This window comes from Streptomyces sp. NPDC050315, from assembly GCF_040655775.1.
Lineage (GTDB): Bacteria > Actinomycetota > Actinomycetes > Streptomycetales > Streptomycetaceae > Streptomyces.
In genome coordinates, this window is record NZ_JBFAKN010000007.1 from 289,014 (window position 1) to 312,746 (window position 23,733).

26 protein-coding genes and 1 tRNA gene are annotated in these 23,733 nt (G+C 71.7%); 15 read left to right on the top strand and 12 right to left on the bottom strand.

The window, feature by feature from the left end:
* Nucleotides 1-61: 61 nt before the first annotated feature.
* The 4 genes from AB0I82_RS26745 to AB0I82_RS26760 are packed head-to-tail and all read left to right on the top strand — an operon-like array spanning nt 62 to nt 2,980.
* The gene (locus tag AB0I82_RS26745; RefSeq protein ID WP_363260015.1) at nt 62-250 is read left to right on the top strand and encodes a hypothetical protein; all 189 of its coding nucleotides are present in this window, start codon (nt 62-64) and stop codon (nt 248-250) included.
* On the top strand, nt 247-1,644 hold the full coding sequence (gene repSA / locus AB0I82_RS26750; RefSeq protein ID WP_363259874.1) for a replication initiator protein RepSA: 1,398 nt from the start codon (nt 247-249) through the stop codon (nt 1,642-1,644). Before AB0I82_RS26745 ends, repSA begins: the two co-directional genes overlap by 4 nt.
* Nucleotides 1,641-1,856, top strand: coding sequence for an excisionase family DNA-binding protein (locus tag AB0I82_RS26755; protein ID WP_363259875.1), 216 nt, complete (start codon nt 1,641-1,643; stop codon nt 1,854-1,856). Before repSA ends, AB0I82_RS26755 begins: the two co-directional genes overlap by 4 nt.
* Nucleotides 1,856-2,980 (top strand): tyrosine-type recombinase/integrase, encoded by a 1,125-nt coding sequence (locus AB0I82_RS26760; protein WP_363259876.1) that lies wholly within the window; start codon nt 1,856-1,858, stop codon nt 2,978-2,980. Before AB0I82_RS26755 ends, AB0I82_RS26760 begins: the two co-directional genes overlap by 1 nt.
* A 90-nt stretch (nt 2,981-3,070) precedes the next feature.
* On the opposite strand, the gene AB0I82_RS26765 is transcribed toward AB0I82_RS26760, so the two are convergent.
* The 3 genes from AB0I82_RS26765 to AB0I82_RS26775 all read right to left on the bottom strand — a co-directional run bounded on the left by AB0I82_RS26765 (nt 3,071) and on the right by AB0I82_RS26775 (nt 3,729).
* Nucleotides 3,071-3,143, bottom strand: a tRNA-Arg gene (locus tag AB0I82_RS26765).
* A 116-nt stretch (nt 3,144-3,259) separates the two neighbouring features.
* A complete protein-coding gene (locus AB0I82_RS26770; protein ID WP_363259877.1) occupies nt 3,260-3,574 on the bottom strand; it encodes a hypothetical protein in 315 nt (104 codons plus the stop codon).
* On the bottom strand, nt 3,571-3,729 hold the full coding sequence (locus tag AB0I82_RS26775; RefSeq protein ID WP_169746153.1) for a hypothetical protein: 159 nt from the start codon (nt 3,727-3,729) through the stop codon (nt 3,571-3,573). Before AB0I82_RS26775 ends, AB0I82_RS26770 begins: the two co-directional genes overlap by 4 nt.
* Nucleotides 3,730-3,878: 149 nt before the next feature.
* Here AB0I82_RS26775 and AB0I82_RS26780 point away from each other — a divergent pair, with 149 nt between their 5' ends.
* The gene (locus AB0I82_RS26780; protein WP_363259878.1) at nt 3,879-4,523 is read left to right on the top strand and encodes a TetR family transcriptional regulator; all 645 of its coding nucleotides are present in this window, start codon (nt 3,879-3,881) and stop codon (nt 4,521-4,523) included.
* A 30-nt stretch (nt 4,524-4,553) separates the two neighbouring features.
* On the opposite strand, the gene AB0I82_RS26785 is transcribed toward AB0I82_RS26780, so the two are convergent.
* Nucleotides 4,554-5,999, bottom strand: a complete 1,446-nt coding sequence (locus AB0I82_RS26785) for a M6 family metalloprotease domain-containing protein (protein WP_363259879.1) — start codon at nt 5,997-5,999, stop codon at nt 4,554-4,556.
* A 255-nt stretch (nt 6,000-6,254) separates the two neighbouring features.
* Here AB0I82_RS26785 and AB0I82_RS26790 point away from each other — a divergent pair, with 255 nt between their 5' ends.
* Together AB0I82_RS26790 and AB0I82_RS26795 are read left to right on the top strand one after the other, a co-directional pair.
* Nucleotides 6,255-6,911, top strand: coding sequence for a helix-turn-helix domain-containing protein (locus AB0I82_RS26790; protein ID WP_363259880.1), 657 nt, complete (start codon nt 6,255-6,257; stop codon nt 6,909-6,911).
* A gap of 138 nt (nt 6,912-7,049) precedes the next feature.
* Nucleotides 7,050-8,567: an MFS transporter gene (locus tag AB0I82_RS26795; protein ID WP_363259881.1), complete on the top strand. Its 1,518-nt coding sequence runs from the start codon at nt 7,050-7,052 to the stop codon at nt 8,565-8,567.
* A gap of 75 nt (nt 8,568-8,642) precedes the next feature.
* Here the strand turns inward: AB0I82_RS26795 and AB0I82_RS26800 are convergent, their stop codons facing one another.
* Nucleotides 8,643-9,140, bottom strand: coding sequence for a MarR family transcriptional regulator (locus AB0I82_RS26800; protein ID WP_363259882.1), 498 nt, complete (start codon nt 9,138-9,140; stop codon nt 8,643-8,645).
* A gap of 153 nt (nt 9,141-9,293) precedes the next feature.
* On the opposite strand from AB0I82_RS26800, the gene AB0I82_RS26805 reads away from it, so the two are divergent.
* On the top strand, nt 9,294-9,719 hold the full coding sequence (locus AB0I82_RS26805; protein WP_363259883.1) for a pyridoxamine 5'-phosphate oxidase family protein: 426 nt from the start codon (nt 9,294-9,296) through the stop codon (nt 9,717-9,719).
* A gap of 55 nt (nt 9,720-9,774) precedes the next feature.
* Entirely contained in the window at nt 9,775-10,284 is a 510-nt protein-coding gene (locus AB0I82_RS26810) for a pyridoxamine 5'-phosphate oxidase family protein (protein WP_363259884.1), read from the top strand.
* 48 nt (nt 10,285-10,332) lie between these two features.
* On the opposite strand, the gene AB0I82_RS26815 is transcribed toward AB0I82_RS26810, so the two are convergent.
* Nucleotides 10,333-10,752 carry a hypothetical protein gene (locus AB0I82_RS26815; RefSeq protein ID WP_363259885.1) on the bottom strand — a complete coding sequence of 140 codons (420 nt, stop codon included), beginning with the start codon at nt 10,750-10,752 and terminating at the stop codon, nt 10,333-10,335.
* Nucleotides 10,753-10,805: 53 nt separating this feature from the next.
* Entirely contained in the window at nt 10,806-11,363 is a 558-nt protein-coding gene (locus AB0I82_RS26820) for an N-acetyltransferase family protein (protein ID WP_363259886.1), read from the bottom strand.
* Between the two features lie 188 nt (nt 11,364-11,551).
* On the opposite strand from AB0I82_RS26820, the gene AB0I82_RS26825 reads away from it, so the two are divergent.
* The 4 genes from AB0I82_RS26825 to AB0I82_RS26840 all read left to right on the top strand — a co-directional run bounded on the left by AB0I82_RS26825 (nt 11,552) and on the right by AB0I82_RS26840 (nt 16,743).
* Complete coding sequence (locus AB0I82_RS26825) at nt 11,552-12,553, top strand: sigma-70 family RNA polymerase sigma factor (protein ID WP_031051217.1); 1,002 nt, start codon at nt 11,552-11,554, stop codon at nt 12,551-12,553.
* Between the two features lie 285 nt (nt 12,554-12,838).
* Entirely contained in the window at nt 12,839-13,600 is a 762-nt protein-coding gene (locus AB0I82_RS26830) for a DeoR/GlpR family DNA-binding transcription regulator (protein ID WP_363259887.1), read from the top strand.
* Nucleotides 13,597-14,544, top strand: coding sequence for a 1-phosphofructokinase (gene pfkB / locus AB0I82_RS26835; RefSeq protein ID WP_363259888.1), 948 nt, complete (start codon nt 13,597-13,599; stop codon nt 14,542-14,544). Before AB0I82_RS26830 ends, pfkB begins: the two co-directional genes overlap by 4 nt.
* A 138-nt stretch (nt 14,545-14,682) precedes the next feature.
* Nucleotides 14,683-16,743, top strand: a complete 2,061-nt coding sequence (locus tag AB0I82_RS26840; RefSeq protein ID WP_363259889.1) for a fructose-specific PTS transporter subunit EIIC — start codon at nt 14,683-14,685, stop codon at nt 16,741-16,743.
* 114 nt (nt 16,744-16,857) lie between these two features.
* On the opposite strand, the gene AB0I82_RS26845 is transcribed toward AB0I82_RS26840, so the two are convergent.
* Entirely contained in the window at nt 16,858-18,141 is a 1,284-nt protein-coding gene (locus AB0I82_RS26845) for an Ig-like domain-containing protein (protein WP_363260016.1), read from the bottom strand.
* 79 nt (nt 18,142-18,220) lie between these two features.
* Entirely contained in the window at nt 18,221-19,402 is a 1,182-nt protein-coding gene (locus AB0I82_RS26850; RefSeq protein WP_363259890.1) for a CoA transferase, read from the bottom strand.
* A gap of 511 nt (nt 19,403-19,913) precedes the next feature.
* Here AB0I82_RS26850 and AB0I82_RS26855 point away from each other — a divergent pair.
* Entirely contained in the window at nt 19,914-20,171 is a 258-nt protein-coding gene (locus AB0I82_RS26855; protein WP_223732716.1) for a hypothetical protein, read from the top strand.
* Between the two features lie 32 nt (nt 20,172-20,203).
* On the opposite strand, the gene AB0I82_RS26860 is transcribed toward AB0I82_RS26855, so the two are convergent.
* From AB0I82_RS26860 to AB0I82_RS26870, 3 genes are all read right to left on the bottom strand, one after another.
* Nucleotides 20,204-20,812: a YIP1 family protein gene (locus AB0I82_RS26860; RefSeq protein WP_363259891.1), complete on the bottom strand. Its 609-nt coding sequence runs from the start codon at nt 20,810-20,812 to the stop codon at nt 20,204-20,206.
* Between the two features lie 78 nt (nt 20,813-20,890).
* A complete protein-coding gene (locus AB0I82_RS26865; RefSeq protein WP_363259892.1) occupies nt 20,891-22,042 on the bottom strand; it encodes a P1 family peptidase in 1,152 nt (383 codons plus the stop codon).
* A 54-nt stretch (nt 22,043-22,096) separates the two neighbouring features.
* On the bottom strand, nt 22,097-22,921 hold the full coding sequence (locus AB0I82_RS26870) for a L,D-transpeptidase family protein (RefSeq protein WP_363259894.1): 825 nt from the start codon (nt 22,919-22,921) through the stop codon (nt 22,097-22,099).
* A gap of 347 nt (nt 22,922-23,268) precedes the next feature.
* On the opposite strand from AB0I82_RS26870, the gene AB0I82_RS26875 reads away from it, so the two are divergent.
* Nucleotides 23,269-23,733, top strand: a complete 465-nt coding sequence (locus AB0I82_RS26875; protein ID WP_363259895.1) for a group III truncated hemoglobin — start codon at nt 23,269-23,271, stop codon at nt 23,731-23,733.

Below are 23,733 nucleotides of genomic sequence, written 5' to 3' on the forward strand. Positions count from 1 at the left end.
TTCCGCCGTCCCGGGCGCCTGACCCCTTCCAGATCCCCAGACCCGAAAGGGACTCCTCATGATGCCCGAGAACGCCCCTGCCCGCGTCCGGCTCTGCCCCGACTGCGACGGCTTCCCCACCGTGGCCATCACCACTGGCCAGACCAACCCCGACGGTTCCCGCCAGACCCTCACCGTCGTCTGCCGTACCTGCGAGGGCGCCGGCAACGTCGCCCGCCGCCCGGCCATCGCCCGCGAGGTGTCCGCGTGAGTGACGCCGCCACCCTGGCGGGCCTGGACCCGACCACCCTGGGGGACCTCCTCCGGGTGGCCGGGGCCCCCGGCTTCGACCGCTGGCGAGATCAGATCCGCCGCACCGGCGGCTGCTCCGACCCGATCCACCTCACCGGCGCCACGAAGACGATTGACCGCGCGACCGGCACCGTCCTGCACAGCTACTCCACCGATGGCGAGCCCGGTGGGCGGCTCCGGGTGGCCTGTGGCAACCGCCGTGCCTCCCGCTGCCCCTCCTGCGCCTGGACCTACGCGGGCGACACCTATCACCTCATCCGCGCCGGACTGACCGGTGACCAGGCCAAGGGCACCCCGGAGACCGTCCGCGACCACCCCCGCGTCTTCGCCACCCTTACCGCCCCGTCCTTCGGCCCGGTGCACAATCGCCCCGACAACGGTCACCGTCCCTGCCGCTGTGGCGTCCACCACCAAGCCGACGCGCCCGAACTCGGGACCGCGCTGGACCCGGAGCGCTACGACTACGCGGGGGCGGTGCTGTGGAACAACCACGCGGGACACCTGTGGCGGTACGTGACCATCTACCTGCCCCGGGAGCTGGCCAAGCGCGCCGGCATCACCCAGCGTGAGTTGAAGGAACAGCTCCGGGTCTCGTACGGCAAGGTCGCCGAGTACCAAAAGCGCGGCGCGATCCACTTCCACGCCGTCATCCGCTTCGACGGACCCGACGGCTCGGACACCGCGCCCCCGGCCTGGGCGACCATCGACCTGCTCACCGACGCCCTGCGGGCTGCCGCTGCCCGCGCGGAGATCGTCCTCGGTGCTGTCGGGGATCAGCCGGAGCGTGTCCTGCGCTGGGGCACCCAGCTCGACGTCCGCCCCATCGGCGCCTTCGGAGCCGGGGAAGACCTCACCGAGCAGGCCGTGGCCTCGTACGTGGCGAAGTACGCCACCAAGGCCGCTGAGACCACCGGCACCGTGGACCGCCGCATCGGCGAACTGCGTGAGCTGGACAAGGTCCCCGATCTGCCCGACCACACCCGGCGCCTGATCCGCGCCTGCCGGGATCTGGATGAGCTCTACCCGGACCGGAAGCTGTGGCAGTGGGCGCACATGCTCGGCTTCCGCGGCCACTTCTCCACCAAGTCCCGGCGGTACTCCACCACCCTCGGCGCCCTGCGCCAGGTCCGCGCCGACTACCGCGCCGCCCAGCAACGCGCCGCCCTCGGCCTGCCCGACCCCGACGACCACCCGGAGGCGACCACCCGGGTCATCGCCCACTGGGCCTACGCCGGGCACGGCCACACCCCCGGTGAGTCCTGGCTCGCCGCCAACCTCGCGAAGGAGATCCAAGCCAACCGTGAGATCGCCCGTGAAGTCCGCGCCGAACTCGACACCGAAGGGGAGTGGTGACCGTGGCTGACCGCCTGCTGACCGTGCAACAGGCCGCAGAGAGGCTTGGTACGACGGTGCGCTTCCCCCGACGGCTCATTGAGGAACGACGGATCACCTTCGTCCGGGTTGGACGCCACGTTCGTATCCCGGAAACGGTGTTGGAGAGCTACATCAATGAGCACACCGTCCAGCCGATCTCCGCCCGCCATCTCCTGCGGAGGGCTGCCTGATGCCCAATGCCAAGGGGAAGCGTCGTCGCTTCGGGGCCGTCCGACAGCTCAAGTCCGGCCGCTGGCAGGCGCGCTATCGGGACCCCGGTACTGGACAGCTCCGGAGCGCTGAACAGACCTATCCGACCAAGAAGGATGCTGAGGTCGCGCTGTCCCACATCGAGGCGGACATCTCGCGTGGCCAGTGGGCGGACCCCGATGCCGGCAAGGTGCTGCTTGCCGACTACGCGACCGCGTGGCTGCGGGACCGTAAGCTCGCTGACCGTACGCGGGAGCGGAACGAGTCGGTGATTCGGCTGCACATCCTGCCAACTCTCGGCGCTCGTCCGCTGTCTTCGATCACGACCAGCCACGTGCGTGCCTGGCGCTCTGCTCTGCTCGAAAACGTGGGGGAGCCGACCGTGGTCAAGGCGTACCAGATCCTTCGTGCGGTCATGCACACCGCTGTGGATGACGAGCTGATCCGCCGGAACCCTTGCCGGATCAAGGGGGCTGACAGCTACGACGTGCCGGAGCGTCCGGTGCTCACCGTGGCTGAGGTCTTCGCCGCTGCGGACGCGATCACCCCGCGCTATCGGCTGCTCGTGCTGCTCGCCGCGTTCACTGGGCTGCGCTTCGGGGAGCTGGCCTCGCTGCGCCGTCGGGACATCGACACCGAGAACGGCGTGCTCATGGTCCGACGCTCACAGGCGGAGATGCAGAACGGGGCGCTCTTCGACAAGGCGCCGAAGTCCGATGCGGGGATTCGCCCTGTGGCCTTCCCGACCGAGCTTCTTCCGGATGTGCGGGAGCACTTGGAGTACTTCGCCGGTGCCGGCCGGGATGGGCATGTCTTCGTCGGGCCTCAGGGCGGGCAGCTCCGCCGGAGCAACTTCCGGGACGACTGGATCAAGGCGCGCACGAAGGCGGGCATCACCGCGAACGTTCACTTTCACGATCTGCGGCACACGGGCAACACCCTTGCCGCGTCCGGGGCGAGCCTGCGAGAGCTGATGACCCGGATGGGCCACAGCACGCCACGGGCCGCGCTGATCTATCAGCACATGGTCAACGGCAGGGACCGGGAGATCGCTGATCGGCTGGGCGCGATGATCCGCAAGACGCGGGAGGACGCGGGCTCGTAGCGGGCGTTGTGGCACCCGTGTGGCACGGCCGGGTGTAAGCCGAAGGGCCAGTTCGAGAGGTTGTCGCCTCTGAACTGGCCCTTCTTCGTGTGCCCCCGGCAGGATTCGAACCTGCGACACCCGCTTTAGGAGAGCGGTGCTCTATCCCCTGAGCTACGGAGGCGGGGCGGTCAGTCGTGGTGCGGTGCTCTTGGTGAGCGGGTGGTGCGTGCACCAGCGGCCGGCCGTGAACAGGGTAGCGGATGGGGTCGTGCCCGGTCTCGCCACCAGGTGTCGGCGTCAGGCGGGGAAGTTCCAGCTGATGGTGCCGTCGGCGGTGACCAGGGCGGCCAGGACGATGAGGTCGGCGAGGCCCAGGGTCATGCCGAGGAGGGCGCGGCCGCGGCGGGCGGTGCCGCGGAGGAGCGCGAGGGCGCCCAGGGTCAGCGAGAGCGGGCCCAGGACGACGTTCATGACGAGCAGGCCCACCAGGCCCAGGACGAAGGAGGCCACGGCCATGCCGTCGGCCTGGTTGGCCTTGCGGCCATTCTCGGTGCGCGCGGTGGGCTCGGCCTTGTCGGAGCGCGTCTCGGCGCGGTGGATGAGCGTGGTCATCGACGGGCCCCCTTCGTGCGGTACTCGCGGATGGCGAAGATCAGCAGCCAGACGGCGATCGCGGCGGCCGCGGTCAGTGTCGCGTCGAGCGGGAGGTGTGCCGCGGTGCCCAGCAGGACTCCCAGGAGGAGCAAGGCTGCGACGAGGAAGATCATTTCTGGCCCTTCCGGGTGAGGTGAGTGGCCTTGATCGACGGTTGGTTGAGCAGTTGGTGAACAGTTGGTGTGACAGTTGTTCACTGACTATCGAGTCTAGCGCGACCCCGGGGTGGATCGTGTCGGAGAACGGATGTTTACTGAATGGCATGAGTCACACCATCGGCGTCCGGCAGGCCCAGAAGCAGAAGACCCGGCAGGCGCTCCTCGATGCCGGGCTGCGGCTGCTGGCGGAGCAGAGCCTGAGCAGCCTCGGGCTGCGCGAGGTGACGCGGGTGGTGGGGGTGGCGCCGGCGGCGTTCTACCGGCACTTCCGGGACATCCCCGACCTGGGCGTCGCGCTGGTCGAGGAGTCGCTCGGCAGCCTGCACGTCGTGATCCGCGCGATCCTCGCCGAACAGCCCGGCTCCGAGGAGCGCATCGACCGTACGGTCGCGGTGGTCGAGCAGTACGTACGGGACAACCCCGCGCATGTGCGCTTCATCGCGCGGGAGCGGCACGGGGGCGTGCGCGCCGTGCGGAAGGCGATAGCCGCCGAACTGGCGCGGTTCGCCGCGGAGGTGGCGGCGGGGCTCAGGGCGCAGCCGGTGTCGGACGCCTGGAGCGACGACGACGTACTGATGCTCGCCGAGATGTACGTCGATCATCTGGTGATGACCGCGTCGGCGATCCTGGATGCGGCGGACGACGGTGAGGCGGACGGCGGTGATGCGGGCGCCTGTGACCGGGTCGCCGAGCGTGCCCGCCGGCAGCTCCGGTTGATCAGCCTGGGGCGGCTGCACTGGACGGATTGAGGCCGCCCGACCCCAGATGGGGATCGCCCGTCAGGGGCGTTTCGGCGTGGTGATGCGGACGCGGAAGGCGTCCGGGGAGTTCGAGGCGCTCCGTAGGACCGAGAGCGTGAGGCCGGCGGCGCGGAAGGTCTGGCCGGGGCGGTACGTGGCGTCGGTCAGACCGGCGCGGACGTTCGGGTCCTTGCGGTAGCAGCCGGCGCTCTTCGGGGTGGCGTCGGCGACGCGTACCGGGCCCCGGCCCGAAGGGGTGACGCTGCTGACGCGGTAGATCAGGACGCCCGGGCGGCACGCGGTCGGGTCGAGCGGGCCGGTGCGGCGGGCCTCCACGACGTACGCGCGGTACCGGGAGACCGGGATGACGGCGATCTTCGTGCCGCCGGGGACGGCGGCCGGGGTGAGCCGGTGGGTGGTGGTCGAGCCGGGGCGGTGCACGCAGTCCACCTGGTCCGGGGTCAGCCAGCCGAGCTTCCACTTGTGCCAGCCGAGGAAGTCGTTCTCCGGGCCCCAGTCCACGTCCATGGGGTCCCAGTGGCCCACCGGGTGCGGATCGGCGCGCCCGTCGGTGAAGTACAGGTCCGGCAGGCCGAAGGAGTGGGCGTTCTCGTGGTTGAGGACGCGGTAGGCGCTCGGGCCGGTCTGCCGGCTCCAGATGAACGAGATGTTCCTGAGTTGCGTACCGTCGCCCGTTCGCAGGCCCAGCGGGCCGCCGCTGAAGGTGACGGACCAGACGTTCTTGGTCGCGGGCGGGCCGGCGTTCGGCGTGACCAGGACGTTGACCAGGTCGTACGCGCGGAAGTCCACGTTGCGGTCGACGGTGCGCACGATCTCCTTCGCCACCGCGTAATAGCCGTTCTTCGAAGCGGGGTTGAAGGAGGTGCCGCGCCCGATGTCGTACGAGGCCAGCGGGCGGGACATCCGTATCCACTTCAGGATCGGTGTCGAGCGGTAGTCGAGCCTGCCGTGGGAGCTCTGCCGGAAGAAGCGCGGGACGGCCGGGAAGAACTCGCCGTAACGCGCGCGGGGGCTGATCCCGGCGCGTACGTCGGGGAAGTCGATGAGCACCGTGAGGGCCCGTACGCGGCCGGTGGCGCGGGTGAAGCCGCGGGGCGTGGCGGCCGCCTCCGATACCCCGGTGAGGGTGCCGGGGAAGGCGCCGGGGAGGGCGCAGGGGCCGGACGGGAGGGCCGCGGAGGGGGTACGAGGGGAGCGCGTCGGGGTCGTGGGGGAGTGCGGGGGAGGCGCTGAGGCTGTCTCGCGCGCGGTCGTCCCCGTCTTCGTGCCCGTTTCTGTTGCCGTTGGAGGGGCAGTGGGGGCGTCCGTCCGGTCCCGGGCGTCCGGGGGCGGGGAGGTGGCCGGCCGGCTGTCGCCGTGCCGGGCGGTGCCGGTGGGGCGGGGCGCGGCGGCGTTGAGGGCCGGGACGGCCAGCGTGGCCGCCAGCGCCGTGGTGGCGAGCAGGGCGGACGATATCTGCCTCATGTGCTCACCCTGGGACGGCGCGCGGCGGCCTGCCCGTCGGGTTACGTCATCCGGTGCCGGGGGCGGATTTCACGGGGGCGGGGCCGGGTGACGCAGGTCACAAGGCGTGCGGGAAATAACCGGGGAGCCGGTCCCCGTTTAACCAGGCGTCCGTGCGAAACGGGGACTCGCTCCCCGGTTTCGCCCCGCAGGGCAGGAAGCACCCGGAAGAACAGGCCGCACGAGGCCACCCGTACTCGGAGGGAGTGAGCCGACGTGACCGTCACCCCGACCCCCGCCGCCAAGGCGGCCCGGCCCCGACTGCGGGCCGATGCGCAGCGCAACCGGGAGCGGATCGTCGCGGCCGCTCGCGAGATCATGGTCGAGCAAGGGGCCGATGTCCCGCTCGACGAGGTCGCCCGCCGGGCCGGCGTCGGCAACGCCACCCTCTACCGGCATTTCCCGGACCGCGCCGACCTGATCCACCACGTCACGCTCTCCGTCATGGACCGCACGGCGGACCGTGCGGACGGCGCGCTCGCGGCGGAGGACGACGCGTTCCAGGCGCTCCGGGTCTTCGTGCACGCCGCCGTCGAGGAGCGCATCGGAGCGCTCTGCCCGCTCCTCTCCGACGGCGTCGACAAGGACCACCCCGACCTGCTCGCCGCGCGGGACCGCCTGGAACGGGCCGTCGAGGCCCTCATGGGCGCCGCGCGCGAGAGCGGCCGACTGCGCACCGACATCGCCGTCGGTGACCTGATGGTCGCGATCACCCAGCTCACGCGGCCGCTGCCGGGGTCCGGCTGCGCCGACTTCGACCGCTTCGTGCACCGCCATCTCCAGCTGTTCCTGGACGGCCTGATGGCGCCCGCCCGTTCCGAACTGCCCGGGTCCGCGGCCACGTTGGACGACCTCCGGCAATGTCGCCGGTGACGTCCGCGGCCGACGCGGCTCCGCGCCGGTGACCCGGCACACCCCTTCCGACGCTCACTTCACGTAACGCCTTCAGAGCCACCCGCCCCTTTCCGTACGCGCATTGCGTGCGTCTTTGCACCCTAGGTGGACCCACCCATGTCCAAAACCGTCCCGAATGTGGACCCCCGGCGCTGGAAAGCGCTCATATTCATCGCCCTCGCCCAGCTCATGGTCGTGCTCGACGCGACGATCGTGAACATCGCGCTGCCCTCCGCCCAGGCGGACCTCGGGATCTCCGACGGGAACCGGCAGTGGGTCATCACCGCGTACGCCCTCGCCTTCGGCGGGCTGCTGCTCTTCGGGGGCCGCGTCGCCGACCTGTGGGGCCGTCGGCGCACCTTCGTCATCGGCCTGATCGGCTTCGCCCTCGCCTCCGCGCTCGGCGGTGCCGCGGGCAGTACCGCGATGCTGCTCGGCGCCCGCGCGCTGCAGGGCGTGTTCGGCGCGCTGCTCGCCCCGGCCGCGCTCTCGCTGCTCGCGGTGACCTTCACCGAGGCGCGCGAGCGTGCCAAGGCGTTCGGCATCTTCGGTGCCATCGCCGGTGGTGGCGGCGCCGTCGGGCTGATCCTCGGCGGCGTGCTGACCGAGTACATGGACTGGCGCTGGACGTTCTTCGTGAACATCCCCTTCGCCGTGGTCGCGGCGGCCGGTGCGCTGCTGGTCATCCGGGAGCCCGCGGAGGGCCGTAATTCCTCCCGGCTCGACGTGCCCGGCGTACTCCTCGCCACGGCCGGACTGGTCGCGCTCGTGTACGCCTTCACGCGTGCCGAGTCCGACGGCTGGAGCGCCGCGCCGACCATCGGCCTCTTCGTGGCGGCCGGCGTGCTGCTGCCGGCCTTCGTGGTCGTGGAGTCGCGGGTGAAGGCGCCGCTGCTGCCGCTGCGCGTGGTCACCGACCGGAACCGCGGTGGTGTCTATGCCTCGCTCGGCCTCGCCGTGATCGGCATGTTCGGTCTCTTCCTCTTCCTGACCTACTACTTGCAGATCGTGAAGGGGTACACGCCGGTCGCGACCGGTCTGGCCTTCCTTCCGATGATCGCGGGCATGATCACCGGCTCGACGCAGATCGGCGCCCGGCTGATGACCCGGGTCCGGCCGCGGCTGCTGATGGCCCCCGGCTTCCTGCTGGCCGCGATCGGCATGCTGTCGCTGACCCGGATCGACCTGGACACCTCGTACCCGGCGCTGATCCTGCCCTCGTTCCTGCTGCTCGGCCTCGGTATGGGCACGGCCTTCATGCCGGCCATGTCGCTGGCCACGCACGGTGTGCAGGCGCAGGACGCCGGTGTGGCGTCGGCGATGGTCAACACCTCGCAGCAGGTGGGCGGCGCGATCGGTACGGCGCTGCTGAACACCATCGCGGCGGGCGCGACCACGGCGTACGCGACGGCGCACGCGGCCGGTGCGCGCTCCGCGGACGTCCTCAAGCTGCAGTCGATGGTGCACGGGTACACGACCGCCATCTGGTGGGCGGCGGGCATCCTGCTCCTCGCGGCGGCGATCGCGTTCGTCTTCGTCACCACGGGGCGGCCCGGTGCGGGTGCGCCGGCGGCGAGCTCCGAGGACGGTGCGGGCGCGGCCGAGGACGTGCCGGTGCCGGTGCTGGCGCACTGAGGCAGACGTGAAGAAGGGGCGCCCCCTCGGGCGCCCCTTTCGCGTGCGCGCGGTCAGCTTCGCGTGCGGGGGCGTTCAGCGCAGCCAGGGCAGGTCGGCGCCCTTCGGCTGCAGGCCGTCCGCCACCGACCGGCAGATTTCCGCGAGTTGGCGTACCTGCTCCGGGGACAGCCGGTCGAACAGCGCGGCCCGAACGGTCGCGACGTGGCCCGGCGCGGACTCCTCCAGGACCTTCATGCCCTCGTCCGTGAGCACGGCGTTCTGGCCGCGCTTGTCGGAGGGGCAGTCCTCGCGGCGGACCCAGCCGTTCTTCTCCAGGCGCGCGACCGCGTGCGAGAGCCGGGACCGGGTGATCTTGGCGTTCTGGGCCAGCTCGGTCATCCGCAGCCGCCGCCGCGGCGCCTGGGAGAGCTGGACGAGCAGGCCGTAGTAGATGTGCGGCATACCGGCATCGCGCTGCAGCTGCCGGTCGAGGTGGTCTTCCAGAAGCGTGGTGGCGTGCAGGTACGACTGCCAGGCGTACTGCTCCTCGTCGCTGAGCCAGCGCGGCTCACCGGCCATGTCGTTGCTCATACCATCCACTGTCTCATTGCCCATGGCGTTCTTGAAGGTTTAACAACGAAGTGGACGGCCGATATGCCCGTCCCCGCGCCGGAATGCGCTGCGGCTGCCGTTCGTTGTGGGGCTGTACCTTCCGTGCACATCGACGCCCCAGGAGGCGCAGCGATGCCGCTCACCGTGGAAGAACGTGACCAGTTACTCGCCGAGCCGCACGTCGCGGTGCTGGCCGTGGAGGCAGGGGGCGGACGCGCTCCGCTGGCGGTGCCCATCTGGTACAGCTACCGCCCCGGCGGCGACTTCCTGGTCTTCACCGGGCGTACGTCCCGCAAGGCGCGGCTCATCGAAGCGGCGGGGCGGTTCTCGCTGGCCGTGCAGCGCACCTCGCCGACGTATCGGTACGTCACGGCGGAGGGCCCGGCGAAGCTGGTCCCGGTCACCGTCGAGGACGTCGAGGAGGTGGCCGGGCGGTACGTGCCGCCGGAGGGCGTGGCGGAGTACGTACGACAGGCGCTCTCCGAGGGCGGCGAGGACATGATCGCCGTGCGCCTCACCCCGGAGCGCTGGATCTCGGCGGACGCGGGACCGTCATGAGGCAGCTCGGGGATACCCGACAGAAGATGTCGGGTATCCCCGTCAGTCTGGAGCCATGACGAACACGAAGACGGCGGGCTGGTCGGAGTTCTCCGTGGCGGAGCCCGCGCTCGCGGGGTGGGTGGAGCGGCGGTTCGGCGCGTACCGGCACCATGTGCTGGCGACGCTGCGCGCGGACGGCTCGCCGCGGCTGACCGGCCTGGAGGCGGACTTCCGGGGCGGGGAGCTGTGGCTCGGCATGATGCCCGGGTCCCGGAAGGCGCTGGACCTGCGGCGCGATCCCCGGTTCGCGCTGCACGCCAATCCGGGCGCCGGTGACGACATGGCGGACGGGGACGTACGGATCGCGGGGCGGGCCGTGGAGGTCACGGACGCGGATGTGCTCGCACGGTACGCGGACGAGGCCGCGACGCCGCTGCCGTTCCACCTCTTCCGGGCGGAGCTGACCGAGGTGGTGCGGACGTACGTCGAGGATCCGCACATCGTGCTGGTCACCTGGCGCCCGGGGGAGCCCCTACGCACCATCCGGCGCGGCAACGACGACGCCCCGCCGACCGTCGGCTGACGACGGGGCGGGGCGGCGCGGCGTGCGGCTGCCGGGGGCGCGCGAGGGCTATCGTCGCGCCCCCGGAGTGCCGTGCGTACGGAAGAGGTACAGGGCCACGACCAGCATGATCACGCCGAAGAGGGCGCCCATGCCCGACGCCTTCAGCACCGTCGAGGTCCCCGCGAGGCTGTAGAGGAAGCCCATCGTGGCGCCGAACATCACGCCGTACGAGAGGGCCCGGACTTCGGTGATCATGCGGGACTGGCTGTGCATCAGGGCCAGCCCGAGGACCATGGTCACCGCGGTGGCGATCAGGCCGAGCACGAACGCGTGGACGCCGGACGAGCCGGTGCTGTGGTCGAGCAGTCCCGCGTAGATGCCGTAGGCGATGCCGCCCGCGACGGGGACCACGGTCGTGACGGCCAGGTGATGGCGGGGCGCCGCGGCCGTGGTGGCCGTGGAGCGGGTGCGAGCGTGCGTCTGCATGACGGCTCCTCTCTCTCGCCCTCCCTCCAGGCGACACCCGGGCGCGGCGGGCGTCAACCGGAGCCGAGCTCCTTCTCGTACCAGGCCACGTCCCAGTACCGGCCGAATTTGCGGCCGACCTCCGCGAACGTACCGACGTGCCGGAAGCCGAAGCGGGCGTGCAGGGCCGCCGAGCCGGGGTTGGGCAGGGCGATGCCCGCGTACGCGCGGTGCACGTCCTCGCCCTCCAGGGCCTCGAAGAGCGCCTTGTAGAGCAGGGTGCCGACGCCGCGCCCGGTCGCCTCGGGCGCGAGGTACACCGTCGTCTCGACGGACGTGCGGTATGCGGGCTTCGGGCGGAAGGGGCTGGTGGTCGCGTACCCGAGGAGGCGTCCTTGCGGCGTGTCACCGGTCGCTGCCGGACCGCCCGTGCTCTCCCGCGCAACCAGAAGGCGGTGCGGGCCGTCTTCGGGGTGGGAGAGGAGCCACGGTCTCCGCTCTTCGGGGGTGAAGGGCTCGGTGTCGAATGTGATCGCCGTCTCACGGATGTAGTGGTTGTAAAGCTCCGTGAGGGCGCTCAGATCGGCCTCGACGCCCGGTCTGACCTGCACTTCCCTGCACTTCAGCGGCATGCGGCCTCCCTCGGTGGGGACGCAGGGTACTGCATGATCAGAAAAACGACGGGTCCCCAGGGGAATTCTGTCCGGTTTCCAGCCGTTGTTTCCTTCAGACGGGGGCACCCGGCCCCGGCAGACAGCAGGGATCAGGTGTCCCGGCCGCCACCATCCCGCGACCGACTCATCGCAGAGGGAGCACACGCATGGCAACCCGTGCCGTCGCCCGTCGTCAGCCCACGACCAGCGGTGCTGAGACGGCAAACAGCGTTCGCGCCGTAGGCGGGGAGATCGCCGACCGCGACCTGGTCGGCATGTACCTCGACGAGATCGCGCGCACGCCACTGCTCGACGCCGCGAAGGAGGTCGAGCTGTCGCAGACCATCGAGGCGGGTGTCTATGCCCGGCAGATCCTGGACGGCGAGGTGACCGACGGCAATGCCGCCGGCGCGACGCCCGAGGAGCTGCAGGCACTGGTCGACGAGGCCGAGAAGGCCAAGGACGTCTTCATCCGTTCCAACCTCCGCCTGGTCGTAGCGGTCGCCCGCCGCTATCCGCGCAGCGGCCTGCCGCTGCTGGACCTGATCCAGGAGGGGAACGCCGGCCTGGTGCGCGCGGTCGAGAAGTTCGACTACGCCAAGGGCTTCAAGTTCTCCACGTACGCGACGTGGTGGATCCGCCAGGCCATCACGCGGTCCATAGCCGACCAGTCCCGTACGATCCGGCTGCCCGTCCACCTGGTCGAGGAGCTGGGCCGGATCCGCCGTGTGCAGCGCGAGTTCAACCGTGAGCACGGCCGCGACCCGGAGCACGCGGAGATCGCCGCCGAGCTGGGCGCCAAGCCCGAGCGGATCAGCGACGTACTGGACTGGGCCCGCGACCCCGTCAGCCTGAACATGTCCGTGGACGACGAGGGCGAGACGCAGTTCGGCGACCTGCTGGAGGACACCTCCGCGGCCTCGCCCGAGCAGTCCGTGCTCACGCTGCTGCGCAGCGAGGAGCTGGAGGACCTGATCGACCGCCTCGACGGCCGCACCGCCTCGATCATCAAGGCGCGGTACGGCATAGAGGACGGCCGCGAGCGGACCCTGACCGAGGTCGGCAAGCAGCACGGCCTGACCCGTGAGCGGATCCGCCAGATAGAGAAGCACGCGCTGCTGGAGCTGAAGCGCATGGCGCACGACACGGGCTTCGACGCGGCGGCGTAACGCCGACGCGGAGGCGTAACGCTTCTGCACCCCACAACGGGACCTCGCCCGAAGAAGGTCCCCCCGAGACGAGCCCCGGCACCCTCCCCCGAGTGCCGGGGCTCTTTGCTGCCCGCACGCGGTCGGCGGCTGTCAGCTCCGTCATGCGGCTGTCAGCTCCGTCATGCCCGTTTGTGTCTGTCCATTGCCCGAGTCTGTTTACTTTGCAGAAATCCGGGCGTAGCCTGCTGGCGAAACCACACGTTCGGGCATCGTACGGACAGGAACGGAACGGACCCAGGTCGCATGTACGCAGCGGAACGACAGCAGGAGATCCTGCGCCTCGCCCGGGACAGCGGGCGGGTCGACGTCCTCTCCCTCGCCGAGGAATTCCAGGTCACCGCCGAGACCGTGCGGCGCGACCTGAAGGCGCTGGACCGCGCCGGACTGGTCCGGCGGGTGCACGGCGGGGCGATACCGGCGGGCCGGCTGGACTTCGAGCCGGACCTCGCCGAGCGGGACACCGTCGCGGCCGACGAGAAGGACCGCATCGCGCGGGCCGCGCTCGCCGAGCTGCCCGACGACGGCAGCGTGATCCTGGACGCGGGCACCACCGCGGCCCGGCTGGCCGCGGAGTTCCCGCTGGAATCCGACGTCACCGTCGTGACCCACGGCCTCCCGGTCGCCGCCCGCCTCGCCGACCACCCCGGACTGACCCTGCACCTCGTCGGCGGCCGCATCCGGCACCGTACGCGGGCCGCCGTCGACGACTGGGCGCTGCGCGCCTACCGCGAGATCAACGCCGATGTCCTCTTCCTCGCGACGAACGGCTTCTCGCTGGAAGGCGGCCTGACCACGCCCGATCTCGCCGAGGCCGCCGTCAAGCGGGCGGTGATCCGTGCCGCCCGGCGGGTCGTGCTGATCGCAGACTCGGCCAAGTTCGGGCAGCAGCACTTCGCCCGCTTCGGCGACCTCTCCGATGTCGACGTCCTGATCACCGACACCGGGCTCAGCCCCGAGAACGCCCTCGCCATCGAGCGCGCGGGCACGGAAGTAGTACGCGCATGATCCTCACCGTCACCCCCAACCCCAGCCTGGACCGCACGTACGAGGTGCCCGCTCTGGAGCGCGGCGCCGTGCTGCGGGCCGGCGCCGACCGGGTCGACCCCGGCGGCAAGGGCGTCAACGTCTCCCGTGCGGTCGCGGCCGCCGGGCACGAGACGCTCGCCGTGCTGCCGGTCGGCGGCCCGGCCGGACAGGCGCTCGCGAACCTGCTGGTGGCCGAGGGGATAGAGGTTGCGCCGGTGCCGGTCGCCGGGGCCACCCGCTCCAACATCGCGGTCGCCGAGCCCGACGGCACCCTCACCAAGATCAACGCGGCCGGCCCCGAGCTGTCGGCGGCCGAGTCCGAAGCACTGCTGGAGACCGTACGGGAGCGCTCGGCGGGCGCCGCCTGGATCGCCTGCTGCGGCAGCCTGCCGCGCGGGCTGGCCCCCGAGTGGTACGCCGATCTGGTCGCCCGCGCGCACCGGGCCGGGGCCCGGATCGCCCTGGACACCTCCGGCCCGTCGCTGACCGCCGCGCTGCGCGAGCGCCCCGACGTGGTCAAGCCCAACGCCGAGGAGCTGGCGCAGGCCGTCGGCCGGCCGCTCGCCACGATCGGCGACGCGGTCAAGGCCGCGGAGGAGCTGCGCGCGCTGGGCGCGGTGGCGGTGCTGGCCTCGCTGGGCGCGGACGGGCAGCTGCTGGTCGACGCGACCGGGACGTATTACGGCTGCGCCGAGGTGGATGCCGTCCGGAGCAACGTCGGCGCGGGTGATGCTTCGCTGGCGGGGTTCCTCGCGGCCGGTGGTACGGGGGCGCGGGCGCTGGCTTCGGCGGTGGCGCATGGGGCTGCTGCTGTGCAGCTGCCGGGGAGCGTGATGCCTACGCCGGGCGATCTGCGGCCGTCGGACGTGACCGTGACCGATGTGGTCCCCATGGACCGCCCGCTGACGGAGGCCGTGGCATGAACGGTTCTGTGCGTCGGGGTCGCCCGCCGTTCGATTGTCCTCAAACTCCCCCAGCTACCGCTGGGAGGTACCCCCAGGACGGGCTGGATGTTGCCCGGCCGGGCTGGATCTTGGGCTGGAATCTGAAGGGAGCCCGCGATGAGTGAGCTGATCACCGCGGACCTGGTCGACCTCGACCTGTCCGCCGACACCAAGGAAGCGGCCGCCAGGTCGCTGGCCGAACGGATGGTGGCGGCCGGTCGCGTCACCGACCTGGAGGGATTCCTCGCGGACGTGGCCGCGCGCGAGGCCCAGATGCCCACCGGCCTGGACGGCGGCATCGGCATCCCGCACTGCCGGAGTGCCCATGTCACCGAGCCGACGCTGGCTTTCGGGCGCAGCGCTACCGGCATCGACTTCGGCGCCGCGGACGGCCCGGCCGACCTGGTCTTCCTGATCGCCGCGCCGACCGGCGGCGACGCCGACCATCTGTCGATCCTCTCGACGCTGGCCCGGCACCTGATGGACGCGGAGTTCACCGGCGCACTGCGCTCGGCGGACGACTCGGAGCGGGCGGCGGCGCTGGTACGAGGCGACGAGCCCGAGGCTCCTGAGGCGGAGGCCGAAGCCGAGGCCGCGGAGCCGGAGCCGGAGGCCCCGGCAGCGGAGGCCCCCGAGGCGGAGACCCCGGCTGCCGACGCTCCTGAGCCCGAGTCCGCCAGTGCCTTCAAGATCGTCGCCGTCACCTCCTGTCCCACCGGTATCGCGCACACCTACATGGCCGCCGAGTCGCTGACGAAGGCGGGCGAGGACGCCGGTGTGGAGCTGGTGGTCGAGACGCAGGGGTCGGCCGGGTTCACCCGCCTCGACCCGGCGGTGATCGAGGCCGCCGACGGCGTGATCTTCGCGCACGACGTGGAGGTCCGGGACCGGGAGCGGTTCGCGGGCAAGCCCGTTGTCGACGTCGGCGTGAAGGCCGGCATCAACCGCCCCGCCGAACTGATCTCCGAGGTACGGGAGAAGGCGGCGCGCGGCGAGGTCGGTGCGCCGGCCGCGCACCGCGACGCGCCCATGGACCGGGGCGGCGAGGAGACCGACGGCTACGGCACCCGGCTGCGCAAGTGGCTGATGACCGGCGTCAGTTACATGGTGCCGTTCGTCGCCGCGGGCGGCCTGCTGATGGCCCTGGCCTTCGCGATCGGCGGCTACGAGATCAACAAGGCGCCGTCCGTCGCCGAGCACTTCATCTGGACCGAGACCGGCAGCTGGGCCGCGCTGCTCTTCCAGATCGGCAACGTGGCCTTCACCTTCCTGGTGCCGGTGCTGGCCGGATTCATCGCGTACGGCATGGCCGACCGGCCGGGTCTCGTACCGGGCTTCGTGGGCGGCTCGATCGCGCTGACCATCAACGCGGGCTTCCTCGGCGGCCTGATCGCCGGTCTGCTCGCGGGTGCGGTGGTGATGGCCATCCAGCGCGTCAGGGTCCCGGCGCCGCTGCGCGGCATCATGCCGGTGGTGGTGATCCCGCTGGTCTCCTCGGCGGTGGTCGGCTTCCTGATGTTCCTGGTGGTCGGCAAGCCCATCGCCGAGCTCCAGAAGGCGCTGACCGACTGGCTGTCCGGCCTGACCGGCGCCAACGCGATCATCCTGGGCGTCATCCTGGGCCTGATGATGTGCTTCGACCTCGGCGGCCCGCTGAACAAGGTCGCGTACGCCTTCGCGGTCGGCGGCCTGGCCAACCCCAACGACGGCAGCCTGAAGGTGATGGCCGCGGTGATGGCGGCCGGCATGGTCCCGCCGCTGGCGATGGCGCTGGCCACGACGGTGCGCGGCAAGCTGTTCAGCAAGGCCGAGCGGGAGAACGGCAAGGCCGCCTGGGTGCTGGGCGCTTCGTTCATCACCGAGGGCGCGATCCCGTTCGCGGCGGGCGACCCGCTGCGCGTCATTCCGTCCGCGATGGCGGGCGGCGCGGTGACCGGTGCGCTGTCGATGGCGTTCGGCTGCACGCTGCGCGCCCCGCACGGCGGCATCTTCGTGGTCCCGCTGATCGGCCAGCCGCTGCTGTACCTGGTGGCGATCGCCGCCGGTGTGGCCGTCAGCACGGCCCTGGTGGTCGTCCTGAAGGGGCTGCGCAAGACCGGTACGGAGGCGGCGGCTCCCGCCGCGGAGGGCGAGCCGCTGTCGGCCGCCGAGGCGAAGAGGGAGCCGGTCGCCGCCTGACACCGGTCGCCGCCTGAGGGCCTTGGGTTCTCCCTCCCGAAAACACACCACCCCGCTGCCAGTGCCCGGCAGCGGGGTGGTGCTTTCTGCGGTGCTTTCCGCGTGTCAGTACGGTCAGGCCGCGCTGCCCGCCGTCCACTCGTCCCACGGCATGTTCCAGCCGTTGAGGCCGTTGTCGGGCTTGATGGTCTTGTCCGGGGAGTTCTTCACCACGACCACGTCACCGACGAGCGAGTTGTCGTAGAACCACTTGCCGGGGGTGTCGCTGTTGGCACCCTTCGCGTCCCGCAGGCCCACGCAGCCGTGGCTGGTGCCCGCCTGGCCGAAGATCGAGGGCGAGCCCCAGTAGTTGCCGTGGATGAACGTGCCGGACGCGGACAGCCGCATGGCGTGCGGCACGTCCTTGATGTCGTACTCGCCCTTGCCGTCCTTCTTGGTGAAGCCGACCGTGGAGCCGTCCATCCGGGTCTCCTTGAACTTCTCCGAGATCACCATCTGACCGTTGTAGGTCGGGTTCTCGGGGCTGCCGCCGGAGATCGGGATCTTCTTGAGGGTCTTGCCGTCCCGCTCGACCGTCATCATCTGGGTCTTCATGTCGACGGTGGAGACCTGGGAGCGGCCGACGGTGAAGCTGACCGTCTTGTCCTGGACGCCGGTGACGCCGTTCGCGCCCTCCACGCCGTCCAGGTCGATCTTCATCGTGACCTTGGAGCCGGCCTTCCAGTAGTCCTTGGGGCGGAAGTCCAGCCGCTGGTTGCCGAACCAGTGGCCGACGACCTGCTGGCCGCTGCTGGTGGTCACCGTGATGTGCGACTGCACGGCCTTCTGGTCGGTGATGGCCTTGTCGAAGTTGAAGGAGACCGGCATGCCCACGCCGACGGTCTTGCCGTCGTCCGGGGTGTAGGTGCCGATGAAGCTGTTGGCGGGCGACACCGTGGTGAACGTGGCGTTCTCGGCCGCCGAACGGCCCTTGGCGTCCTTGGCGCTGGCGGCCAGCTGGTACTTCGTACCGCGCTCCAGCTGAACGTCCGGCTTCCAGCCGGAGCCGTCGGCGGATATGGATCCGGCGACCTTCTCGCCGGTGTCCACCCGAGTCAGCGTCACCTTGGTCAGCTTGCCGCTGCTGACCTTGACGTTCGTTCCGTTGATGCTGGCGCCGCTGGAGCCGTCCTTCGCCGAGACCTCGATCTTGGCGTCGGAGGCGTCCTTGGCGGCCGCGGCGTCGGCGCCGGCCTGCCCGTCCTTGTTGTTCGCGCCCGAGGCGTCACCGCCGCAGGCGGTCAGGGCCAGGGCGCCGGCTGCGAGCAGTGCCGCCGCCGCGAGGCCGCGCCGCAGCGAGCGCGAAGTGCGGGGCTGTGCGGGCGCGGCGTTGTCCGGCGTTGTCACGAGCTGCTCCAGGCAAGAGTGTTGGTCCACTGTTCTTAAACAGCGACTGTGAGCCGTTTTGGTTGCAACTCTCCATATCTTGTGACCGATGTCACACGAGTGGAGGAAGTGGCTGGTCGGAGGGGCCGGCCAGCCACTCGCGGAGCTGCGTTCCGTGCTCGTCCAGCCGCGGCGGCGCGACCGGTTCGGCCACGGGGGTACGGGACAGTCGCAGGGGGCTGCGTACTTGAGGTGTCCGTCCCTCGCCCACGGAAACGACCGGATCAAGCCCCAGCCCCGCCGCGAACTCCAGGGCCTGGCTCAAGGTGTTGACGGGCCCACAGGGCACCGACACCTTGCCGAGCCGCTCCGTCCAGCCCTGCGCGGTGTCGGCGGCCAGCCGCTCCTCCAGCTCCTTCACCAGCTCCGTGCGGTGCACAACCCGGTCGGGATTGGTCGCGAACCGTGCGTCCTCGGCCAGCTCCGGCGCGCCCAGCGCCGTTGTCAGCGCCCGGAACTGACGGTCGTTCCCCGCCGCCACCGCCAGCAGCCCGTCGCGGCAGGCCAGCGTCTCGTACGGCGCGATGCTCGGGTGCCGGTTGCCCATCGGGCCCGGGTCGCGGCCGGTGGCCAGGTGCCCGGACGCCTGGTTGACCAGCGAACCCAGTAGGGAGGACAGCAGGTTCACCTCGACGTGCTGCCCCTGGCCCGTACGGTCCCGGTGGCGCAGCGCCGCCAGGATGCCGGTCGTGGCGTCCTTCGCGGTCAGTACGTCCACCAGCGCCACGCCCGCCTTCAGGGGCGGGCCGCCGGGCTCGCCCGTGATGCTCATCAGCCCGCCGACCGCCTGCACGACGAAGTCGTATCCGGGCAGGTGGGCGCCCTCGCCCGAGCCGAAGCCGGTGATCGAGCAGTGCACCAGGCCCGGGTTTGCGGCAAGGGAGGAGGCCGGGTCCAGGCCGTACTTGGCGAGCGCGCCGGGCCGGAAGTTCTCGATGAGGACATCGGCCCGCGCCGCCAGTTCGCGTGCGGCCTCGGCGTCGTCCGGCGCGGAGAGGTCCAGGGCGAGGCCGCGCTTGGAGCGGTTGGCGGCGTCGAAGTACGCGGCCGTGCCGTCGGCCGCGAAGGGCGGCCCCCAGGCCCGGGTGTCGTCACCGGCGCCGGGCCGCTCCACCTTGACGACCTGCGCTCCCAGGTCCGCCAGGGTCGCGGCGGCCAGTGGCCCCGCCAGCACCCGGCTGAAGTCGGCGACGAGCACGCCGTCGAGCGGCTTGGGCTGGTCCGTACACTCCACGCGCACTCCTCCGTCATGGTGATCCGGTCGTCCGGTTCACCCGTATCGGTGGTCCGGTTGTCGTATCGGGTGAGTGGTGCGCCGCCATGCTCGCGGACGATCTTGGCCGGACGGAACCCGCCGATGCGTCCAACGTGCCCCGCCCGACTCGGCCGTGCAGGAGTGGTGGGGACGTACCGGGGAAACGGGCGGAAGCCGGGACACCGCGCCGTCGGCCGACGGATCATTACGGACGTGGCGCGGAATTGTGGCGGAATTCTTTCGGTGTTTCCGGCGATTCTTGTGGGCCTCGCACCTGATGCGGTGGGATGAGGGATGGTTGCGGCGTGATGCGGGAAGAACCCTGAGTGATGCAGGAAGGTCCGTTAGTGATAGGAGATGCATCACTTCGGGCCTTAAGTCCTATAAAAACCTGTCATAAACCTTGAGGCGTGGTGTCTACTGATCCGCGTCAGCCGCCGGTTCCGAGTGCGCCGGCGCAGCGCCGCGCCCGTACGCCATGGAGGATTGGATGCTCCCCTCCGTCTCGACCCTGCAGCAGATCGGCCTGGCCGTACTGCTGCTCGCGACCCTCGCCTGGGCCATCGGGCTGGTCCGGACCGTGCGCCGGGACCGCCGCGCACCCCAGCCGCCGGGCGCGGGAGCGGCCCCGCGGCTGCTCAAGGCCGTACCGCGGCAGGTCGTCCCGCCGTCGGAGAGCGTCGAGCTGACCGCGGCCGAGCGCGAGGCGTTCGCCGGCCTCGTACGGGAACTGACGCGCGGTCACTGACAGCGCGGCTCAGGGCCGTCGGGCGGAGCCCCTCAGCTGATCGGGCCGAGCTTGAGCAGCGCCAGCGAGGCCAGCATCTGTACCGCCACCGCACCCACCGACCGCAGCGTCGGCAGATGGTGCTGCCCCCGTATGAGCAGCACGGCCAGCGCGCAGCCGAAGCCCCACGTCGTCAGCGCCACCGCCTGCGCGACGGGATGGTCCTCCGGCAGCAGGAACGACAGCGCGAGACGCGGCAGGTCCGTCACCCAGAACACCACGAGGAACAGGCTGACCGTCGGCCGGAGCCGGCCGTTGCCGCCGAGGGTGCGCGCTATGGCGTGCGTGACCAGCCCCAGCCCCAGGCTCGCGACCAGCACGCCCGCCTCGGTGAGGCCCGCGAGCTGCCACACCACGTCCCGTGGCGCGGTCCCCCACTGCGCCCGGAAGGACTTCGACGCCAGCAGCCCGAGCGCGCCGCCGACCAGCGACAGCAGGACCGCCGCGCTCCACGCCCCGCGGTCGCGCGCCTCGTCCAGTACCTCCACCGGCCGGTACCACAGCCCCAGGATCAGCCGGTGCCACCACAGCCGACGCCGCTTGACGGCGGGTCGGGGTGCGGGGGCCGGCTGGACGAGGGTGGGCGGCGGCGGTTCGGGCATACGGCCGTTTCTACCACCGGGATTCGCGCGGGGATGAGGCAGGGACCGGTGCGCGCGGTGGGCCCGGTGCGGTACTGCTCAGCCCGTCCCGTACAGGTCGGTGTACGAGGGGAAGACGCCGCCCGGGCCGTCCACGCCCTCCGCCGCCAGCATCGCCTTCACGACGGCGCGGGTCAGTGCGTCGGCGCCGGCCGCCAGGATCTCGTTGACCGCTCCGGCGTCGGCGTGCACGGCGAACGCCGGGTCGCTCTCGGCGCTCTCGGGCGCCGCCGCCCGCTCCCCGGTGGCCAGCGCGAAGACCGTGTCGCCGTCCGAGAGCAGATGTACCGGCCGTATGGCGCGGGCCAGCCCGTCATGCGCCGTGCCCGCCAGCTTCTGGGCCTGAGCACGCGTCAGGGCGGCGTCCGTGGCGACGACGGCGAGCGTGGTGTTCAGGGGCGGGCGCACGGAGGCCGCCGAGCGCGCCGCCGACTCCGCGCGGGCGGCCGCCAGGTGGCGCGTCGCCGCCGTGTGCCGCTCGGGCGCGGGCGGCCGCGCGGTGCCCTGGTACAGCCGTCCGTACAGCAGCCCGGTCACCGGGTCGACCGGCGAGCCCGCCGCGTTGACCGCCGCGAGCACCGCGACCGTCACCCCCGACGGCAGGACGATGCTCGCCGTGCCGATGCCGCCCTTCAGGCCGCCGGCCACCGCGCCCGTACCGGCGCCCACGTTGCCCTGCGCCACGGCCGTGCCCGGCGCGCTGCCGTGCGCCGCCTCGATCGCCGCGCGGCCGAGCGCCGCGTCCGGGCGGGCTCGCCAGTCGCCGCCCCGCCCCAGGTCGAAGAGGGCGGCGGCGGGCACCACCGGCACCACCTGCGCGGGATCGGGCCCCACCTGGAAGCCCCGGCCGTGGTCCTCCAGCCAGCCCGCCACACCGGAGGCCGCGTCCAGCCCGAAAGCGCTGCCGCCGGTCAGTACCACGGCGTCCACGCGCTGTACGAGGTTGCGCGGGTCCAGGGCATCGGTCTCGCGGGTGCCGGGGCCGCCGCCCCGTACGTCGACGGCGGCGACCGCGCCGCCCTCGGGCGCGAGGACGACGGTCGTGCCGGTGAGGTGGCCCGCGTCCGTGCGCTGCGCGTGCCCGACCCGGAGGCCCGGTACGTCCGTCAGCGCGTCGTGGGGGCCGTGCGGGGTGAGGGACTGCTCGGTACCCGCATCGAGGGACTGTCCGGTACGTGTGGGGTCAGCCATGGTTCATGCGTACCACGGGGGCGCGGCGCCGGAACGGATTGCCCGGGACCGGTCTCAGCGGCCCGACGGGCCCATCACGATGACGGGGTGTTTGGCCGGATCCAGCGTCCGCAGCAGCTCGCGCATGACATCGGGCTTGAGGCTGATGCAGCCCTGGGTGGGGCCGTCGTGGTCGACGTGCAGCCAGACGCCGCCGCCCTTCGCCGCGCCTTCGGGGCGCCGCGGGTCCAGCGGCGAGGAGCCCGGCACGCGGTTGTAGTCGATCGCGATGACGTAGTCGAACGAGCCGGCCAGCGGCTCGCCCTCCACGCCCGATCCGCTGGCGACGAACGAGGAGTTGTGGTCGTACGGAAGCTTCGTGCCGCGCGGCGGGGCGAGCTTGCCGCCCGCGTCGGTGAGCGAGAAGACGCCCTCGGGCGAGCGCAGGTCGCCGTAGTGGTGGTCCTTCGTCCAGCCCTTGGCGGCGTTGTGCGCGGCCCATGCCGTGCCGCCGCGCCACTTCTCGGAGTCCTTGGCGCGGGTGTAGAGCGTGACGGTCGAGTCGTGCGAGTCGACGTCCTCGCCCGTGACGACGAGGACCTGCCGGGAGTCGGCCGGGATGCGGTCCCGGGTGGCCGCGTCGAGGCCGGGGATGTGGCCCGGCTCCGTACGGACGGGGGAGCCCTGCTTGAGGCCGGTGGGCCGCTGCTTGGAGGAAGCGGTCGGGCTGGGCTCGTCCTGTGCCGTCACCGAGACGCCGTGGGTGCGCTGGTCGTCCCCCGAGGCCGGCCAGGCGCACAGCGCGGTGCCTATCAGCACCACCACGGCCGCGCCGCCGACGGCCTTGCCCCGTCGGGACAGGCGTATTCGCTCACTGGGCTGGGCGTGCCGGCCTGCCATGTAGTGACAACTCCTTGCGCGACGGCGCTTCGTGGGCATAAAAGGGGGCAATATGTACCCTACCCTTCACAGGGTGGGTTTAGCCCCGCGGGCCCCTTGTTCCGCTTGTTCTGCACATCATGCCGTGTGGTGATCGGTGCCGGCGCGGAATGGGTATCCACCGCTGCGGGGCGGACAGTTGGCGCGGCGTACTGTACGGCGGTCCGCACGGCCGCTGCCGCCCGGTCGCCGGGGGTTGACCGGATTTGGTGCCCGGCGGGGCACGGGGCGGTGCGGCGGGGTCGGGCACCATGGGAAGTCGGGGCAGGGTGCACGGCGGGGCGACGAGAGCGACAGGAGTACGGGCAGTGACGGAGTCGTGTGCACGCGCGGACATCGCGGGCCGCCCCGATCTCGACCGGCTGCTGCGCCGCTTCTACGCCGAAGCCTTCGCCGACCCGCTGATCGGCCCGTTCTTCACCGACGTGGCGGGCACGGACCTGACCGCGCACCTGCCGGCGATCACCGACTTCTGGGAGCGGGCGCTCTTCCGTACCGCGGACCACCGCCGCGACGTCTTCGCCGCGCACGCCGTCCTGCACGACGCCCGGCCGCTGACCGCCGCGCACTTCGGGCGCTGGGTCCAGCTGTGGCAGGCCACGGTGGACGGGCTGCACGCCGGGCCGCGCGCCGAACGCGCCAAGGCGCAGGGCGAGCGGCTCGCGGTCGCCATGCTCCGCCGCCTGTACGGCCCGTCCGCCTCCACCGGGGGCGGCACCGGCGGCTTCGTACCGATGGCCGCACTGCGGCTGCGGGCGGCGGCTCTGCAATAG

Coding starts and splice junctions, on each gene's coding strand:
- AB0I82_RS26830 (WP_363259887.1), top strand. CDS start 12,839: ATGTACGCAGCGGAACGACAGCAGGAGATCCTGCGCCTCGCCCGGGAC.
- AB0I82_RS26785 (WP_363259879.1), bottom strand. CDS start 5,999: ATGAGGCAGATATCGTCCGCCCTGCTCGCCACCACGGCGCTGGCGGCC.
- AB0I82_RS26855 (WP_223732716.1), top strand. CDS start 19,914: ATGCTCCCCTCCGTCTCGACCCTGCAGCAGATCGGCCTGGCCGTACTG.
- AB0I82_RS26840 (WP_363259889.1), top strand. CDS start 14,683: ATGAGTGAGCTGATCACCGCGGACCTGGTCGACCTCGACCTGTCCGCC.
- AB0I82_RS26775 (WP_169746153.1), bottom strand. CDS start 3,729: ATGATCTTCCTCGTCGCAGCCTTGCTCCTCCTGGGAGTCCTGCTGGGC.
- AB0I82_RS26865 (WP_363259892.1), bottom strand. CDS start 22,042: ATGGCTGACCCCACACGTACCGGACAGTCCCTCGATGCGGGTACCGAG.
- pfkB (WP_363259888.1), top strand. CDS start 13,597: ATGATCCTCACCGTCACCCCCAACCCCAGCCTGGACCGCACGTACGAG.
- AB0I82_RS26805 (WP_363259883.1), top strand. CDS start 9,294: ATGCCGCTCACCGTGGAAGAACGTGACCAGTTACTCGCCGAGCCGCAC.
- AB0I82_RS26825 (WP_031051217.1), top strand. CDS start 11,552: ATGGCAACCCGTGCCGTCGCCCGTCGTCAGCCCACGACCAGCGGTGCT.
- AB0I82_RS26815 (WP_363259885.1), bottom strand. CDS start 10,752: ATGCAGACGCACGCTCGCACCCGCTCCACGGCCACCACGGCCGCGGCG.
- AB0I82_RS26820 (WP_363259886.1), bottom strand. CDS start 11,363: ATGCCGCTGAAGTGCAGGGAAGTGCAGGTCAGACCGGGCGTCGAGGCC.
- AB0I82_RS26810 (WP_363259884.1), top strand. CDS start 9,775: ATGACGAACACGAAGACGGCGGGCTGGTCGGAGTTCTCCGTGGCGGAG.
- AB0I82_RS26745 (WP_363260015.1), top strand. CDS start 62: ATGCCCGAGAACGCCCCTGCCCGCGTCCGGCTCTGCCCCGACTGCGAC.
- AB0I82_RS26780 (WP_363259878.1), top strand. CDS start 3,879: ATGAGTCACACCATCGGCGTCCGGCAGGCCCAGAAGCAGAAGACCCGG.
- AB0I82_RS26770 (WP_363259877.1), bottom strand. CDS start 3,574: ATGACCACGCTCATCCACCGCGCCGAGACGCGCTCCGACAAGGCCGAG.
- AB0I82_RS26760 (WP_363259876.1), top strand. CDS start 1,856: ATGCCCAATGCCAAGGGGAAGCGTCGTCGCTTCGGGGCCGTCCGACAG.
- AB0I82_RS26870 (WP_363259894.1), bottom strand. CDS start 22,921: ATGGCAGGCCGGCACGCCCAGCCCAGTGAGCGAATACGCCTGTCCCGA.
- AB0I82_RS26860 (WP_363259891.1), bottom strand. CDS start 20,812: ATGCCCGAACCGCCGCCGCCCACCCTCGTCCAGCCGGCCCCCGCACCC.
- AB0I82_RS26795 (WP_363259881.1), top strand. CDS start 7,050: ATGTCCAAAACCGTCCCGAATGTGGACCCCCGGCGCTGGAAAGCGCTC.
- AB0I82_RS26800 (WP_363259882.1), bottom strand. CDS start 9,140: ATGAGCAACGACATGGCCGGTGAGCCGCGCTGGCTCAGCGACGAGGAG.